Below are 17184 nucleotides of genomic sequence, written 5' to 3' on the forward strand. Positions count from 1 at the left end.
CTGGCGGGTCGACAGCGCCTGGCTGTTGGCCGCTTCCTCGTTGGTGTCGGCCAGCGTCAGGTTGGATGCGCCGGTCTGCAGCACGTTGATCAGGTTCTTCGAGAAGTCCTGGCGGATCTGCACGATCGACAGGTTCGAACCCAGGGCGGATGCTTCCGAGCGCAGCGTGGTGCTGGCGTTGGTCAGCGCGGTCAACTGGGTGTTGGCCGAGCTGTTGTCCAGGAAGTCCGTGCCCGCAACCAGGGTCGACAACCCAAGGCCGGCATCGTTGAAGGTGACGCCGGTGATGCTCAGCGTCGACTTCCCGGTTTCGTTGAACGTCAGCTTCAGGGTGTCGCCGTTCAACAGGTTGACGCCGTTGAAGGACGAGTCTTGCGCGGTGGTATTGATCTGCTGCAGCACGTTGTTGTACTGCGCAACCAGGCTGGCGCGGGAGGCCTGCGAGTTCGGGTCGGCGACGGGCGCCGCGGCCGAAGCACTGGCGAACGCCTGACCGCTTGCTGTCGCCGTACCGCCAATCGTGCCGATCGTCGAGGAAGCCGCATCGTTCGAGGTCACGATGTTGATCTTCCCGGTCGAGTCGATGGTGGCCTGCAGGTTGTTCGCCGCCAGCGCCGCATTGAGCCCGTTGAGGGTCGAGATCTGACCGTTGCCGGTGCCAAAGGAGATGCTGGTCGCGGTGCCGCCACCGGTGGCGCCGATCGTCAGCGTCTCGCCGCTGAGCGCGGGAGGCGTGAGGTTGGTGGTGCCGGCGGAGAGGCCGAAAGATCCGAGCGCGCTGGTGCCGCCTGCGGCGATGACCAGATTCTGCGACGTACCCGTGCTCAGGACAAGCTGGCCTGAACCATTGACGGTCGAGGCGGTCGCAGCCCCGGTGATCCCGTCGATCGCGGTGAGCAGGGTCTGCACGCTCGCCGTGCTGCCGGCGCCGACGCCGATCGTCACGTTGCCGCTGCCGTCGGTCGTCACCGTCGTTTGCGCCGTGCTGAAGGTGATGCTCTTGCCGTCCACGGTAAAGGACGACCCGTTCGCGGGCGTCGCGGCCAGCGTGTCCGCGTTGGTCGCGGTAACCAGTAAGGTGGCGGCTGTGATCGGCACCGGGACGGTCAGGTGATTGTCGACCGCGGTACCGGTGACGGTGGCGTTGGTCCCGTTACCGAGCAGGTTGGTCGCGGTGGCACCGGCGATGGCGCTGGAAGTAAAGTTGGACTTCGTCGAATAACCGACCGGGCTTTGCAGCACCTGGTTGGCGATCGACTGGGCGCTTGCGACCAGGCTCTGCAGCGAGGTGATGCCGGTGTTGGCGGCCTGCAGGACCTGCACGCCGTTACCGATGCCATCGAGCAGGTTGCTGATGTCGCTGGCGCGGTTGTTGAGTCCCTGCGCGGTGAAGTATTCGGTGGGATTGTCGAGGGCCGAGTTGACCTTGTTGCCAGTGGCGAGGTCATTCTGGGTGGTCGCCAGCAGCGAAGCGGTCGACTGCAGCGAGAGCAGGTTCTGGCGAACCGATGCCGAAAGAACAATGCCGGACATTTTTCATACCTTTCTGGTGTGAAACTAGAGTGCGAACGCCTTCCCAATCTTTTTTGATCGGATGACGGTTGACGTTCGTATCAAGCCGCTAACAAAGGGTGAATTGTCACTGCTCCGGCCGCTGCGGAACCGCTCCGGCGCCGAATCAATTTGCGCTGACGTCGTCTTGTCGATCCCAAACACATTGAAAAGAATGGACATTTGCGAATTTCTACTTCGTTAACGAGCCGTTAACCACGATAGGAAAGGATCGCGGCAACATCGTCCGGGAAATCATTAGTGTGTATCCGGCGCGACCAGCGTCCACTCATTTTAACTCGCAGCAATGATGACCCGCCTCAGAAGCGGCCACGGAGAACGGGCATGGCTTTGAAAGTCGAACTCAAGCCGCATGAACGGATCATCATCGGCGCCTGCGTCATCACCAACACCGACCAGCGCGCCCGGCTCCTGATCGACGGCGACAACATCCCGATTTTGCGCGAGAAGGATATCCTGACGCCGGAAACCGCCGACACACCGGCCAAACTGGTCTATCTCGCGGTACAGCTGATGTACATCTCGCCTGACCCGCAGAGCAATCACGGCACCTACTTCAACCTGGTGCGCGACATCGTCACCGCGGCGCCGAGCGCCTGGCCCATCATCGAAGACATCAACAACCACATCCTGAACGGCGATCTGTACCATGCCCTGAAGGACGCCAAGAGGCTGGTGGCCTATGAGCGGAAGCTTCTGGACCACAATGAAGCTCGCCGGGGCAAACCCCGGGATGCCGGCCAGGCCGCCTGAAGTCGCCTACATCGAAAGCGGCGGGGACGCCTCGACCTGCAGCACGAGGCCGTTGTCCGGCGACGCGCGCCGTCCGCCAAACTCCAGCACCGCCGACATCAGGGCATCGATATCGCAGGTGTCGGTGCGGTGATTGACGATCGCAGCCCGTATCGCAAGCTCACCGTCGAGCAGCGTGGTCGACGGCGCAGCGATCCCGGATTCCTGAACATCGATGACGATGTCGCCATTGATCCGGTTGGGATTATCGGCGCGATAGCGGAAGCAGACGATATTGAGCTGAACCGGCGCCATCAATTCGAGCCGCGGCTCGGCCAGGATCCGCGCTTCCAGATAGCCGGCGAGCGCGCAAGTGCGGGCGATGACGGCGCCGAGCTTCTCGGTGCCGTAGGTCTTCAGCGTGAACCAGGTCTTGAGCGCCCGAAAACCCCGCGACAGATCGGGACCGAGGTCGCAGGGCCAGACCGAGCCTGCCGCAAGACCCCGGGTTTCCCGCCGCAGATATGCCGCCGGCGCGGCAAACGCGTCGCGATGCCGTTCGCCGTCGCGAACCATCAGGAAGCCGGCGTCATAGGGCACCTGCCCCCATTTGTGGAAATCCAGCGCAATCGAATCCGCATCTTCAATTCCGGCCAGCAGCGGCGCCAGCGCCGGCGAGAGAATTCCAAGCGCGCCAAAGGCGCCGTCGACGTGAAACCACAATCCCTCTTCCTTGCACAGCGCACTCAGCGCTTTCAGGTCGTCGATCGCGCCGATGTCCACGGTTCCAGCCGAACCGACGACCAGGAAAGGTTTCAGGCCGGCGCCGCGGTCCTGCGCGATCCGCGCGCGCAATGCCGCCACGTCGATGCGGTGGCACCGATCGATCCCGATGCAGCGCAGCGCATCACTGCCGAGACCCGCAATGTCCATCGCCTTGCTGATGCAACCGTGCGCCGCCGTTGAAGTGTATGCGGTCAGGGAAGTGCCCTCGCCGCCGACGCCGTGCTGTCGAACGAGACGTCCGGCCGCATGGGTCCGCGCCACCAGCACCGCCATCAGGTTCGCCATCGACGTGCCGGTGACGAAAATGCCGCTCGCGCCGTCAGGGAAACCGAACATCTGGCGCGTCCACGCGACGATCTGGCGTTCGACTTCGATCGGCATGTGATCGCGGCCGCCGAGATTGGCGTTCAACCCGGCCGCCAGCATTTCCGCCAGCATCCCGACCGCGCTGCCGCCGCCATGCACCCAGCCCATGAAGCCCGGATGAACGTTGCCGGTGGCATAGGGCACGATGCAGTCGGTGAACTCTTTATATACATCGGCAAGATCGGAAGCCGTGCGCGGAAGCTCCGCCCGGAATCGTGCGCGAACTTCTTCCGGTATCGGCTGCCAGACCGGACGCTTCCTGATGTTGGCGGCGTAGTCGAGCATGTCATCGAGCATGCGATGACCTTGCGCGCGAATCTCGTCCCAGTCCTTCGGATCGAGCGTCTCGCTGGAGGCCGGTCGCAGCGGCGCCTCGCGCAGCGCTCGGGTCACGCGGCGTTCTCCTGGCCGAGCCGAACGCGCAGGTACAGCATCGCCGCGAACGCATCGAATATCTTGCGCATGTGAAGCGCCTTGTAGGGAAACACCGAGGGCGGATCCATGTTGTGGACAACAGCGGTGTTGTCCGCCTCGAAGACCAGCAGCGATCCATCGCGCGTCTCGGCGCAGTCGATGGTGAAATAATCGAGACCGATCCGCTCGGCGAGACCGGCCAGCGCGGACTGATGCCTGCGGGCGAAGCCGATGTCGAAGGTGCGCATGAAGGTCTCTTCTTCGAGCCGCTTGGCCGCGCTGTCGGACATTCCCGCGTTGAGATACCAGATATCCCAGCGATCGGCGATCGCCATGTGGCATGCATAGGGCCGGCCTTCGACGAACACCACGCGATATTTGCGAAACAGCCGGTCTTCGCTCGCATAGTTGACGAAGCGGGAAATGAAGAATTCCGCCTCCTCGCGTTGCCCGAGATATCGGCCGAGCGCCAAGCCGTCATCGAGTTTGGCAAGGCCGACGCCCGCATGCGAGCCGCGCGGGCGCGCGATCACAGGAAATTCGAGCTCAGCGGCGATGTCGGCAAAGGCAAGACTCGACTGGGCCACATCGGACAATAGCGCGCGCGACACCGCCACGGTCGCCGGAATATCCAGACCTTCGATGCCGCGAAGCAGCTGATGCAGCTTGTCGCGATCGAGATTGCCCACCAGCGCCGGCGGATTGAGCAGCGGCCGCGGCCAGCGCGCCTCCGCCTCGTCGATCTTGCGCAGCGCGTCCCGGCAATCCTCCGAATCGGAAGCGATCACGATGGCGATGTCGTGATCGGGCAGCGGTGCGGGCAATTCCACTTCCGGAATGACATACAGCATCAACAGCTCGATCCCGGACTCCTCCAGCAGGAACTCGATCGGCGTGTTGCTGCCCATGTCGGTAGCGGCCGCCAGCGCAAGGACCCGCAGCCGCGGGTGCTTTGCCGCACAGGGCGAGCGGAACAACTGGTGCGACGCAAGGACCTCATGCTGGATCGCAAGACCGGCCGGCTTGTCGCCCAGCAATTGCGCGATCAGCGAGAGATCGAGTCCTTCGCCCGCTTCCGCGGTGCCATCGATCAGCTTTTCGATCAGGTCTCGCCACATCGGGCGAAGGTCCTTGCCGTCGAACGCCATCTTGGCGAGCCGGGCCATGCCGACGCGGTCGGCGCAGAGCGTTTCGCTAACCGCTATTCGGTCTGGATCAGACTGCATGTGAAAGCTCCGCGAAATGCGTTCGACGCCGGCATGATCTCAGGCGGCGTCGGCCGCGCCGGCTGGTAGTGCGAACTGCGACGAGATATCGCCACGAAACATCGACGGCCCGACGTGATCGAGGCGGCTCTCGAGATCAGCCCAGATTTCGCCGCCGATATCGGTCCAGCGTTTGCAGAAGGCGAAGTCCTCGCTGAGATAGGTGCCGCTCCCTGGATCGATCATGCACTCGAACAGCGCGAATCGGTTCGGGCTGCCCGCCAGCGCATCGGCGGAATGCTCGCGGAAGAATTGCAGCGATGCGTAAGCGGGGTGCCGGCACATCCTCTCCAGCACGTGGCGCCGGATCATCAGGAAGCCGGTGCCGGCATAGCGCACCCGGGTAAATCCGTTGACGAGGACGATGTTGTCGGGATCGTTGATTTCCAGCACGTAGTCGAGCGCGGCCGACGGCACGGGCGGCCGGTTGCCCTCCAGCATTCTCTTCGCCTTGTCCCAGTTGACCCGCTTGATGGGATAGGTGCCGGCGACGACATCGGCGCCGGATTCGATCAAGCGGAACACCTGTTCCGGCGTAAAGCCGATATCCGCGTCCACAAACAGCAAATGCGTCGCGGCGGGATCGTCGAGGAACATCGTCACCAGGTTGGCGCGGGCGCGCGTGATCAGCGCATCGCCGTCGCGCAGGTGAACCTTGAGGTCGATGTTGGATTTGGAGCGCAGCACCCGCTGCAGGTGAAAGATCGAGCTGGCGTAGATACTGGAGACCTGGCCGCCGAAGCAGGGCGTGGCCACCACGAGATGAAATCGTTCGGTCATGATCGGCTCCGAAGCGGCGCAACGGCCGGCATTCCTCACCAAACAGTAAATAAGCGTGGTTAACGAAAGCCTAACGGCCGATCCCGCAGTTAGCCGGGTGTGCCGGCTAGGGGCGTGCCGGGAGGCTGCGCCGCGCCACCGCGGCGACCGGTTGTGGCCAGCGAGAGCAGGCACTCATTATACTGCATCAGGACCGGAAGATCGCCGACCGAGCTCTTCATCGCCGGCGGCGGCCGAAATGGCCGCGCGTTAACCGCCCAGCGGCAGGAACTTGGTCAGCGTCAGCTGCGAGAGGATCGAGGTGGTCTGGTAGGAGGCCTGCAGGCTGGTCTGCAGCGCCAGAATCTGGCTCGCCACCTGATCCGGAGAAACCGTTTCCGCCTGAGAGATAAGATTTTGCAGCATCGACTGGGTTTGCGTCTGCCGGGTGCCGGCGGCGCTCATTGTCGCCTGCGCGGTGGCAAGATCGGACTGGATGTCCTCGATCGATTGCTGCCCGGGCTGGGTCAACAGATTCTGCGCCACATCCTGGCTCAGGGTCCCGATCTGGGCCGTCGAATTGGCGCCTGTCGGCGAGGCCGTGAACGCGGCGTAGACAGCGAGGTTCTGGATCTGGGACCGAATCGCCGGCTCGTCGGCCTGGATGCCGTACTCAACGCTCACCGACTGATCGATCCGCGCCGTCGACGAGGCACGCGCCTGCGACGTCGGTCCGGGATTGCCGGTGTACCAGGACACCGTGTTGGCCGGCGTGCCGCTGACCAGCGAGGTGGCGGCGTTCAACGGCGAACCGGACACCCGCAGCGGCGGCTGGATCGCCGTCACAGTGGAGGGCAAGCCGAGCGCGGCCAGCGCGGCGGTGTTGGAACTCGTCACCGAGAAGCTCGACGCGTTGTCGGTGTGCAGCGTGACCACGCCGCCGCTGATGGTGGACGGGGTCGAGGTGCCGGTGATCTGGTCGATCTTCGACAGCAGCGTCTGGACGCTGTCGGTGACGTTGAGCTGGTTGCCGGTCGCACCCGAGGCGACGAAGGTGATCGGCGTGCCGTTGACGGTGATGGTATCGCCGGGCGCGAAGCTGGTCGAAAGCGAGTCCGTGCCGGCTGTGCCGGACAAGGCGGTCGCGCCCGTGATCGGCACCGGGATCGCGGCCTGGTTATTGGCCACGCTGCCGACCGCGATCGAGGACGAATTGAAAAAATCGTTGCCGGCTTCCATGGCGGATGCCGCCACCAGCGAGGTATTGGACAACGTACCGATCGCCGACGTCAAGGCCGCGTTGAGGTTCGTGGCGGTCGCGGTCGAAGTCGCGCCGATGGCAAAGCTTCCGGCTGGCGGCGGCACAGCGCTCGAGGCCGTCAGATTGATCGATTGCGTCGAGCCGTCGGGCAGATTGAATTCGAAGCTTATCGTGTCGCCATTGTTGGGATTGGTGGCGCCGAGGTCGACCGAGATGGCATTCGGCGATCCCGAGGGTCCGGTCACGGTCGCGCCCGTGAGCGTCGACGACACCGCGTTCAGCTTCAGGCCGAACGGCGAGCCGGCGACGTCTTCGGCGACCTGCACCGAGGTCGGCGACGGAGACGTGATCACCAGGCGGCCGAGGCCGTTGGCGCCCTGGTCGGCCTGCAGCCGCTCGGCGATCACCTGCTTCAATCCGGCCTGGGTGGTGGTCCCGTTCATGATGTCGTCGTAAGAGGCCACCGACGGCGTGTTGATGGCGCTGCCGGAAAACAGGTAGCGATCGCCTGACTGGGTATTTAGGATTCCGAGCATCGAACCGAGCTGTGCCGCCGCGGTCTGCTGGCCCATGGTCTGCCCGCTGCTGTTCAGGGTCTGGTCCGAACTGGCGGCGCTGCTTTGAACGGTGGTGCCGATACTGACCAGCGCCTGCAGCGAGGTGTTGGCGACACCGATGTTGGTGTTGATGTTGGTCATGGTGTCGGTGAACGCGGAAATGTTTGCGAGTTGCGAGCGCGCGGCGATCGCGAATCCCTCGTTGACGCCCATGCCGGCATAGGTGGTCGATTTTTGCCCGGTCGTCAGCTGCGCCTGCAGCGTCGTAAGCTGGTTCTTGAGGTTCAGCACCGACTGGTTGAGCACCGAGGAGGTGCCGTAGGTGACGCCGTTGATTGCCATATCGATCGCCTTTACACCTGAGCCTTACACTCGGACATTACACCTGGGCCTGCAGCAGGCTGTTCATCATGCTCTGGACCACCGACATCACGTGAGCGTTGGCGGCATAGGTATTCTGCAGTGAAATCAGGTTGGCCATCTCGGTGTCGATGTTGACGCCGGAGGTCGAATTCATCTTCTGCTGCAGCGTGCTGACGACGACGTCCTGGCCCTGCTGCAGCTGGGTGGCCGCGGTGGAGGCGTTGGCCTGCTGGCTCAGGAACTGCTGCATGAAGTTGGGCAGCGTTGAATTGTACGGCGACGAGGCCGAGCCTAACCCGGTCTGCGGCGAATAGCTGAACGTGCCCGATGTCAGCTGCGTATAGAGATAGTCCGGGCGCGTGGTATCGCCGGCCTGCGTCGGCGGCGAGGTGCTGTAGGCGGTGAAATTCGAGGGATTGGTGAGCAGCGCGGGATTGACCGTGATGCGCGACGCGTAGCCGGTCTGTTGCGCACCGGTCGCGGTGATCGCCCCGGTGTAGAGCGAGGTGCCGTCGATGAACAGCGGCAGCTGCGCGCTGCCGCCGGTCAGTGACGAAGCCGTGGTGGTGACGGAAGCCGAATTGACCGCGGTTGCGCCGGTGCCGCTGTCGACGACGCGCAGCGTCGAGCCGGAGGGATTCGAGAACTGCAGATTGGCGCTGCCAAGCGCGCTGTTCAATTGCGAGACCACCGAGGCCATGCCGCCGGTGAAGTTGACCCCGATCACGGGATCGTTGGGATTGCCGCCGGTGTTCGACAGCGGCAGCGCGCCGGGATCGTCGACGCGCACGATGGTGACGTTGTGCTGGGTGTTGGTCGCAGCGTCGGTATAGGTGAGATTGATGCTGTTGCCCGGCAGCACGTTCGACAGATCGAGGTCGAAGCCGGCCTTTGGCGCCAGCGACGCGGGCGCCGCAGTGCCGGCGGTGGTCTGGTTCGACAGCGCGGTCGAGATCGACGCCGCGAGCTGATCGACCTGGGCCTGCGCCTGCACCAGCGTCTTGTCGCGCAGCGTGACGTCGGCCGCGATCTGGCCGGAGCTGATCGAATTGGTCGCGATCATGTCGACCTTGGCGCCGTTCGCCAGCGTGCAGGTGATGGTGCCGACCGATGACAGCGCCGGATTGCTGTTCCACTGCGAAGTGGCGCTCAGCGTTCCCTGCGAATTGAAGCTGAGCTGGGAGGCCTGCGCTCCGACCAGTTCGACGCCGTTCGTGGTGTAGATCGAGGTCTGGTTGTTGCCGGCGGAGGAAACCCGGATATCCATCAGTTGCGACAGCTGGTCGATCGCAGCGTCCCGCTGATCCTCCAGGGTCGCAGCCGCCGGATCGGTCGAACTCATTCCCTGCAGCTGGGTGTTGATCTGCGCGATCTGGCTCATGGCCGAATTGGCCTGAGTCACCGAAATGCTGATGTCCTGTTCGGCGTTGCTGCGGAGCGTCTGGATGCCTTGCGACGTCGCGTTGAGCTGCTGCGCCAGTGCCTGTGCCGCCGACCCCGCGGCGATCTGCGAGGAGGAGCTCCCCGAGGTCGTCGACAGCGCCTGGATCGCGGTCGTGAAATTCGAATAGGCGGTTTCCAGCGACCCGGCCGCTCCGGGGGTCCCGTAGACGGATTGCAGCTGGGTCAGGACGTTTGCCATCTGGTCGGCATAGGCGCCGCCGGAGGTCTCGGAACGCAATTGCTGCTGGACATATTGATCGAGCTGCCGGTTGACGCCCTGTACGCTGACGCTGGCGCCGGTATCGCCGGTCGCCACCTCGACCTGGTTGATGCTTTCGCTGACATAGCCGGGCGTCTGCGCGTTCGCGATATTCGACGAGACGATCGAAAGCGCGGCCTGGTTCGCGCGCAAACCGGACATCGCAGTGGCGAGAGCTGAACCCAAACTCATCTTGGCCGCCTCAGGTCAAACCGTGCCGACCTCTCGATCAGCGCAGCACGTTCAGGAGATCCTGGACCATGCTGTTGGCCGTGGTGATCACCTTGGTGTTCGCCGAATAGGCCTGCTGGGTCACGATCAGCTTGGTGAATTCGGACGCGATGTCGGTGTTCGAGCCTTCCAGCGAGGAGCCGCTGATGGTGCCGGAAGCGCCGAGAATCGCCGGTCCCGACTGCTCGGTGACGGCGTAGGCGCCGCCGTCGAGGCTCTTGAGATAGTTGGTGCCGTTGAAGTGCGACAGCGAGACCGAGGCGAGATCGAGGTTTTGCCCGTTGGAGAAGGTGCCGACCACGATGCCGTTGTTGTTGATGGCAACCGATTGCAATTGCCCCGCGGCGTAGCCGTTCTGGGTGACCGCGTTGATGGTGGCGGTGCCGCCGGTGGAGGCATATTGGGTCAGGCTGCCGGCGCCCATGCTGAAGGACAGGTTTCCGAGCGACTGGTTGCCCACCGCGACATTGGGGATGGTGATGGCCGGCGTGGTCGGACTGATCAACGCGCCAGCCGGGCCAAAGGTGAAATTGGTGCCGGCATTGACCCAGGCGACCTGGGTGCCCGACGCGTTCGGATCGGCCTGGTAGAACAGGCTCCAGGTGTTGGTGTGAGATCCGCCGAGCGCCGCGCTGTCGGTCTTTGCCCATCGCAGCTGCAGGTTGACGGCGGTACCCGTCGAATCGTAGGCCGTGATGGCGCCGCCGCTGATCGACTCGTTGAGGAAGGTCTGCTGATCGTTGGCGATCACCGTTCCCGTTCCTTGGGGCACCGCGGGAGTGCGAGCCTGCGTCACGGTACCCGAGAAACCGAGCGCCGCGAATGCCGTGGCGTTGCTGCTGGTGATTGAGAGATCGGCCGTCGTACCCGTGTGAAGCGTGATCGCGCCACCGGTGACGCTCGAGGGCGTCGACGTTCCGGTGATTGAGTCAATCTTGGTGAGCAACGTGCCGACATTGTCAGTAACGTTCAGCTGATTGCCGGTGGCGCCACTGGCTACGAATGTGATCATCGTACCGTCGACCGTGATGGTGTCACCGGCCGCAAAACCTGACGTCAAAGAATCGCTTGGGGCTGCACCGGAAAGCGCCGTCGCCGCTGTGATCGGCGTCGGGGTCGCCAATTGGTTCTCTGCGGCGGTGCCGGTCACCGTATTGTCGCCAGGCGGTATGGCCGCCGTCGTGGTCGGCTCGGGATTGACGCTGAAATCGAGCGGATTGAGGCCGCCGAGGGCATTGATCGTTCCGGGCGCCGACGTAGAGCTGGTGGCCGTCGTCGGCGTGGAGGGCAGGTTCGCGGCATAGTTGATCGAGGTGGTGGTCTGGGCCGGAATGAAATTGTTCTGGAACTGGAGCACCTGCGGAACGTTTCCGAGCGGATTGCCGGTCTTCGGATCGACCGCAACACCCATCAGATAATAACCGGCGCCGTTGACCAGATTGCCGTTGGCATTGACCTGGAAATCGCCGCGCCTCGTATAGTCGGTGACGCCGGAGAAAGTGGGCACGTTGTCGACGGTGCCGGTGGACTGCTGCACGTTGAAGAAGCCATCGCCGTTGATCGCCATGTTGGTGCCGACGGTCGTCGTGGAGACCGTGCCCTGGGTGGTGATGGTTGCCTGCGCGAAGGCGGTGACACCGCCCGCCACCTGCCGGCTCGGCGACGTCGAATCCGGAATCAGGTCCTCGAAGCTGGTGTCGATCCCCTTGTAGCCCGTGGTCGAAGCGTTCGCGATATTGCCCGAGATGTTCTGCAGGGCGAAGGACTGCGCCTGAAGTCCACCCACCGCGGTATTGAGAGCGTCGAAGATACCCATAACATCGTCTCCAAATTCGATCCCGGCGGCCAGCCGAACTGCGCTTGCGTTGGCCGCAATCGAAGGAGCCCGTCGCAAGCGCTATGCCAAAAACGAAAATCCATGCATTTCAAATGCTTGAATGAAAATGCCCCGGTCCAAGGACCGGGGCAGATTTGCCGGGCGGGCAACAATTGCCGGGCCCACCCGTGATTGCGAAGCAAAAACGGCTTCAGGTAGCCGACGGTGAGGCCGGATGAAATACCAGCGCAAATCCGTCCATGCAGTAGCGCAGGCCGGTCGGCTTCGGCCCGTCGTCGAAGACGTGGCCGAGATGGCCGCCGCATCGGCGGCAATGAATTTCGGTCCGCAGCATCCCGAAGGTGCGATCCTCGGTCTTGCCGACCGCGTTGTCGAGCGGCTGATAGAAGCTCGGCCAGCCGGTGCCGCTCTCGAATTTGGTCTCCGAGGAGAACAGCGGCAGGTCGCAGCCGGCGCAGGCGAAGATGCCCTTGCGGTGCTCCTTCAGCAGCGGGCTCGAACCCGGGCGCTCGGTGCCTTCCTTGCGCAGGATTTCATATTGCTGCGGGGTGAGCTGCGCGCGCCATTCGGCGTCGGTCTTTTCGATCTCGAATTTCTCGGCGGCCTGTGCGGGCGTTGCGCGCAGCCAGCGGAAGGCGGCCAGCCCAAGCAGGCTTGCGACAGTGGCGAGTAGGATACGGCGGTCGATCATTTGGGGGTCTCCGTGCGAAGCGGGATACCGGATGGTTCGCCGTCAAATACGGGGCGTACAAACAGAAGTTACACCGATCGGGATCGAAATTTGTCACTTTCTTGCGAGATGCGGCGCCACAAGCTCCCTGCCGGGGGCTAGGACGGAGGCCCCTCGGCTTCGGATGGTTCCACCGGCGGCAACTGCGGCCGTGGCGGACGCGGGCGGCCCGGCGGCGGGCGGCGCTGCGCCGGCCGGGTTCCGGCCTTCTGATTGGCTTCCGCCAGGCGCGCCTCGCGGATGCGTTCCTGGGCGCGGACCCGCTCGCGATGCCGGGCGAGCGCACCGGCTGCCTTCGAAAACTGGCGCCCCCACATGCCGATGAGGTGTCCGGCGACCCGGCCGGTCGTGCCGCCCGCCCAGACCAGTTCGAACGGCGAAAACAGCCGCCAGCGTTCATCGCCCCACAGGATGCTGCGGGCGATCAACTGTCCGGCCATCGCCGTCGTATTCAGGCCCTGGCGGCCGAAGCCGCTGGCGACCCACAGCCCTTTGCGCAACTGGCCGATCTGCGGCATGCCGTGCACGGTCTGTCCGACCGCCCCGCCCCAGACTTCCGAGATCGCGACCGGTCCGAGCTTTGGAAAGATCGTCCGGATCCGGCGCTGGATCGCGGAGGCGAAACGTTGGGGGCGCGCCGGCCAGGTGGTTTCCGGACTGGCCCACATCAGGCGGTCGCCATCCACGATCCGGAAATGATCGACGCCGTCGCTGTCGGTCACCGAGCCCTGGAACGTCATGATCTCGGCGAGGCGCTCGCCGAGCGGCGCGGTCAGCCCGGCATAGCGCCAGACCGGCAGCAAGGTCTCCGACAGGCGCCGCAGCGGCGCCCCCAGATGGATGTTGCCGGCGAGCACGATATGGGAGGCGCGCAACCGCGCCGACGGCGTGACGATACGCTTGCGGATGCCGGAGGGGTCGATACTGACGACCGGGGTGTCCTCGAAGATCCGCGCACCGGCCCGCCGCGCCAGCGCGGCCAGGCCATGGACGTATTTGCGGCCGTCGACCTGAAACGCGCGGGGATAATAGACGCCGTGGAAATAGTGATCGGTCTTGAGTTCGGCGCGGACGCGGTCGACCTGCCAGCCCTCCACCTCGGTTTCGAAATCCTCGCCGAGCATTTGCAGCCTTGCGATCAGCGCGTCGCCGGCCTCGACGTTGGATACTTCGAGCGCGCCCTCGCTCAGTGCGATGCCCGGCATCAATTCCTCGGTCGCGATCGACCGCACATATTCGGCGCCCTCCCGCGACAGCGCCCATAATTCACGGGTGTCTTCGAAGCCGATGCGCGCGATCAATTCGCCGATCGGAAGCGAGAAGCCGGGCAACACCGTGCCCAGTTGATGGCCGGAGGCGTTCCAGCCGACATGCCGCCCCTCCAGCACGGCGACGCTGGCGCCCAGCCGCGCGGCTTCCCGCGCGACCGTCAGGCCGGCAAGGCCGGCGCCGACCACCGCAATGTCGACGTCCAGATCGAATGACAGCCGCGCGCGCTCGAAAGCGTCCGCGGCGGCGGGGGCGATGGCGTTGCTTGCGGAAGTCTCGCTCATGGCGTTTTCTTACGGATCGATCCGGCGCTTGTCACCTTGTCCTTGGGCTCCGGCTTGTACATTAATCCGCAAGCTTCGAAACGAATCGAGATTGGGCCATGCGCCGTTTGATGCTGCTGCGTCATGCCAAGACCGAAAGCGACGCGCCAAGCGGCCGCGACCAGGACCGCCGGCTCGACAACCGCGGCCGCCAGGATGCCGCCGACATAGGCGGCTGGATCGGCCGTCATCCGGCTTTTTTCCCGGTTCTGGTGCTGGTTTCGCACGCGATCCGGGCGCACCAGACCTGGGAAATCGCCTGGGAGGCGATGAAGAACGGGGTTCCGGAGCCGCAGGTCGAGCTGATGCCGGAACTCTATGGCGCCGATCCCGCGCAGCTGCTGCAGACCATCCATTCGGCATCGGAAACCGATCCCAAGCGGCTGATGCTGGTCGGCCACAATCCGGGCATGCATGAGACGGCGCTGGCGCTGGCCGGCAGCGGCGACGCCAGTGGGCGCAAGGCGCTCGCCGAGAACCTGCCGACCTCGGGCCTTGCCGTGCTCGACTTTGCGATCGACGATTGGGCCGACGTGGCATTCCGTCGCGGCCGGCTGGAGTTGTTTGTCAGCCCCAGGCTATTGAAGCAGGCTTCGGACGACTAGGCGTGCCGTCCCGCGTCGGAAAAGGCCGCCCAACTGTGCTAGGCTGACCCGCGGACTTGGGGACGCGGGACTTGGGAGGCGCAAGATGTTCAAATCCATTCTGGTCCCGATCGATCTCGCCGACACCGATCTGGCAAAGGGAGCGATTGCGACCGCGGCGACCTTGTCGCAGACTTGGAGCGGCATGGTGCGCCTGCTCAACGTCTTGCCGATGACGCCGGTGATGCTGGCGGAATATGTGCCGGCCGATTTCGACGAACAACAGCGCCAGGCCTCGGAGGAGGCGCTCACCATCGTGGCGCGCGAATCCGGCATCGAGCCGCAGCGCATCTCCAGCGTAGTGCGGCAGGGCGGCATCTATCACGAGATTCTCGAAGAGGCGGCTGCCGTTCATGCCGACCTGATCGTGATGACCTCGCACCGGCCGGCGATGCGGACCTATTTTCTCGGCTCCAACGCCGGCCATGTGGTGCGCTACGCCAAATGCTCGGTGCTGGTGGTGCGACACTAGAGCGGGATGACTCTTCTTCGAATCGTCATCCCGCCCTATCTTTTTGTTTGAGCATGATCTTTTCGGAAAAACCGGTGTTCACTTTTCCGGATCATGCTCCAGAGCAAGATGAGATGAGGTCCGGTCCGAGGCTTCCGCGACCGGACAATGAAAAATATCGAAAACAACCCCATGCAAAGTAGCCGATCGCTGCCGGCGTGATGCCTGACGCATCTTGCGAAACCATTTGACACGTCGGGCAAATCAGCGGCACGACGCCATCATCGCAACGCGTGTGCCGGTTGCGGGGAGGTCGACCGGACTCGCGGAGCGGCCGATTCAATCAAAACTCATCCCGCTTCAGAGCCTTTTCCGTTTCGATCGAATCGAAACGAGGCCCTAGATTCTTGTTTTGACGCGTTTTCTTCACGCGAACCGGTAACCACCCCGGATCAAGTCCGGGGCAGGCTTTCGCTCGAAAACGTTCTAGCTGCGTCAAACCGGCCACTCCGCGATAAACCCGCGGGCCTTGTATGGCTCGATTTTGTCCCATTCGGCGACAACGAGGGCCCGGAACAGCGGATCGGTGTGCCAGAGCGAGCGCGCCACCTCGAAACTGTCGACGGTGACCAGCATCTTTTCCACCTCGGGCCAGTGGCGATGCAGCGTCATCGGGTAGCGGCGCGCCGTCCAGCTGTTGCCGAGGCAGATGACGCTGCGGATATTTTGCAGCCCGAGCGCCGCCTCGAGGATCGGCAGCGAGAACACGACGTTTTCGCCGGTGTTGGTGGCGCGGTGTTCTTCCAGGATGCGTTCGGGCGGGATACCGCGTGCGACCATTTCGGCCTTGATGATCTCGCATTCGGAAAGCTGCGAGCCTGGCGTCACGCCGCCGCTGACGATCGACCAGCGAAAGAAGCCCTCGCGCCACAGCCTGACGGATTCCTCGACGCGGCGCCCGACATCCTCGCGGGTGCCGAACACGAACAGGAGATCGGCGGGTTTGATCGGCGTCACGATCAGATGCCTGGCGTTGATCGCTGCGATCTCGGCCTCCGTCGCAGATCGCACGCCGCGAGCTTGCAATTTCGCCCCTCCCCTGCCTCACCCGAAACGTGCGCGAGCATGCCGTCGCGCGGCCGGATCACGAAGTCACATTTGATTGCCGCTGGTTGCAGTGAGAGCGCTAAAAGCGGGTTTTGATTGAATCGGAGGAGAGAGTGAGGTCAGCCACTCTCGGGAAATTGTTACCTAAGCAGCTGAACGCTTTAGGGCTTGGCGGGAACGCCTGCCGAATCAGGTAAAGTGAGCTCAAGCTACCGTCGGCGGCTTCCCCATGACCGGCAAATTTGCCGGGCTCCATGCCGCGAGGACTGCGCAAGTGCAGTTCGGAGCCGCGGGCTTACACCCGCCAAAGCCATGGAGAACCAACATGGATCATCCCATGTTGGAGTCGAAGCGTGTGCACGTTAATTCGTACACACGGACGCGGTTTGGCCACCTTGAGCACGTTTGTGCTCATTGGCGTTCTTGGCCGAAACAACTCAGCTTCGACTTCTAGATCGGCCTGCAAAACCGATCATTGCTAACGGTAGCTTGGGTTCGTGCGTTTGCCTTCCGCGAACCTGTAGTGAGTAAGGCGAATCCCGGCGCAAATGCCGGGATCGCTGCTCCTAGCTACTTGGCAATCTTGGTTTTCTTGGGTGCTTTGTGTTGCGGTCCAGCCTTCGCGACCTGCTTAAGGAAGTTCTCGAAACGCGGCCACGTATCGGGGACGAGTTCTAGCAGGCTGTTGAAGAAGTCTTTGAGCGACGGGCGATGAATGGGACGTTGTCGCCGTTGAGGAGGCAGATCTCCCCTTCGAGTGAACCGTCATGCTGCAGTTCGGCCCAGCCGTCACCCTCGGCTGGCTCCATTTCGTC

The 17184-nt window shown here is 63.6% G+C and carries 13 protein-coding genes; 3 read left to right on the plus strand and 10 right to left on the minus strand.

The annotated features are described in order from the left end of the window. Window positions 1–1533, minus strand: a 1533-nt coding sequence (locus VK804_RS05765) for a flagellar protein (RefSeq protein WP_325368769.1), incomplete at its 3' end; no start/stop codon positions are given. Between the two features lie 363 nt (window positions 1534–1896). On the opposite strand from VK804_RS05765, the gene flbT reads away from it, so the two are divergent. Then, a complete protein-coding gene (flbT, locus tag VK804_RS05770) occupies window positions 1897–2325 on the plus strand; it encodes a flagellar biosynthesis repressor FlbT (protein ID WP_325368772.1) in 429 nt (142 codons plus the stop codon). A 6-nt stretch (window positions 2326–2331) separates the two neighbouring features. Here flbT and VK804_RS05775 read toward each other — a convergent pair whose 3' ends face one another. The 8 genes from VK804_RS05775 to VK804_RS05810 form a co-directional block, all read right to left on the minus strand. Next, the gene (locus tag VK804_RS05775) at window positions 2332–3849 is read right to left on the minus strand and encodes an aspartate aminotransferase family protein (RefSeq protein WP_325368776.1); all 1518 of its coding nucleotides are present in this window, start codon (window positions 3847–3849) and stop codon (window positions 2332–2334) included. After that, on the minus strand, window positions 3846–5036 hold the full coding sequence (locus tag VK804_RS05780) for a hypothetical protein (RefSeq protein WP_325368797.1): 1191 nt from the start codon (window positions 5034–5036) through the stop codon (window positions 3846–3848). The genes VK804_RS05775 and VK804_RS05780 overlap by 4 nt, the downstream gene beginning before the upstream one ends. Before the next feature lie 99 nt (window positions 5037–5135). After that, window positions 5136–5915: a hypothetical protein gene (locus tag VK804_RS05785; protein ID WP_325368779.1), complete on the minus strand. Its 780-nt coding sequence runs from the start codon at window positions 5913–5915 to the stop codon at window positions 5136–5138. 249 nt (window positions 5916–6164) lie between these two features. Then, window positions 6165–8054 carry a flagellar protein gene (locus tag VK804_RS05790; protein ID WP_325368780.1) on the minus strand — a complete coding sequence of 630 codons (1890 nt, stop codon included), beginning with the start codon at window positions 8052–8054 and terminating at the stop codon, window positions 6165–6167. Window positions 8055–8091: 37 nt separating this feature from the next. Next, the gene (gene flgK / locus VK804_RS05795; protein WP_325368782.1) at window positions 8092–9969 is read right to left on the minus strand and encodes a flagellar hook-associated protein FlgK; all 1878 of its coding nucleotides are present in this window, start codon (window positions 9967–9969) and stop codon (window positions 8092–8094) included. Window positions 9970–10006: 37 nt separating this feature from the next. After that, a complete protein-coding gene (locus VK804_RS05800) occupies window positions 10007–11824 on the minus strand; it encodes a flagellar hook-basal body complex protein (RefSeq protein WP_325368785.1) in 1818 nt (605 codons plus the stop codon). Between the two features lie 211 nt (window positions 11825–12035). Then, window positions 12036–12536, minus strand: coding sequence for a peptide-methionine (R)-S-oxide reductase MsrB (gene msrB, locus VK804_RS05805; protein ID WP_325368787.1), 501 nt, complete (start codon window positions 12534–12536; stop codon window positions 12036–12038). Between the two features lie 137 nt (window positions 12537–12673). Further along, window positions 12674–14128, minus strand: a complete 1455-nt coding sequence (locus tag VK804_RS05810; protein ID WP_325368789.1) for an FAD-binding oxidoreductase — start codon at window positions 14126–14128, stop codon at window positions 12674–12676. Between the two features lie 98 nt (window positions 14129–14226). On the opposite strand from VK804_RS05810, the gene VK804_RS05815 reads away from it, so the two are divergent. Together VK804_RS05815 and VK804_RS05820 are read left to right on the plus strand one after the other, a co-directional pair. Then, window positions 14227–14772, plus strand: a complete 546-nt coding sequence (locus tag VK804_RS05815) for a histidine phosphatase family protein (RefSeq protein ID WP_325368791.1) — start codon at window positions 14227–14229, stop codon at window positions 14770–14772. An 85-nt stretch (window positions 14773–14857) separates the two neighbouring features. Further along, on the plus strand, window positions 14858–15283 hold the full coding sequence (locus VK804_RS05820; RefSeq protein ID WP_325368793.1) for a universal stress protein: 426 nt from the start codon (window positions 14858–14860) through the stop codon (window positions 15281–15283). Window positions 15284–15757: 474 nt separating this feature from the next. Here VK804_RS05820 and VK804_RS05825 read toward each other — a convergent pair whose 3' ends face one another. After that, window positions 15758–16348 carry a YdcF family protein gene (locus VK804_RS05825; protein ID WP_414642724.1) on the minus strand — a complete coding sequence of 197 codons (591 nt, stop codon included), beginning with the start codon at window positions 16346–16348 and terminating at the stop codon, window positions 15758–15760. Window positions 16349–17184 lie beyond the last annotated feature (836 nt).

The organism is Bradyrhizobium sp. (genome assembly GCF_035484855.1).
Taxonomy (GTDB): Bacteria; Pseudomonadota; Alphaproteobacteria; order Rhizobiales; family Xanthobacteraceae; genus Bradyrhizobium.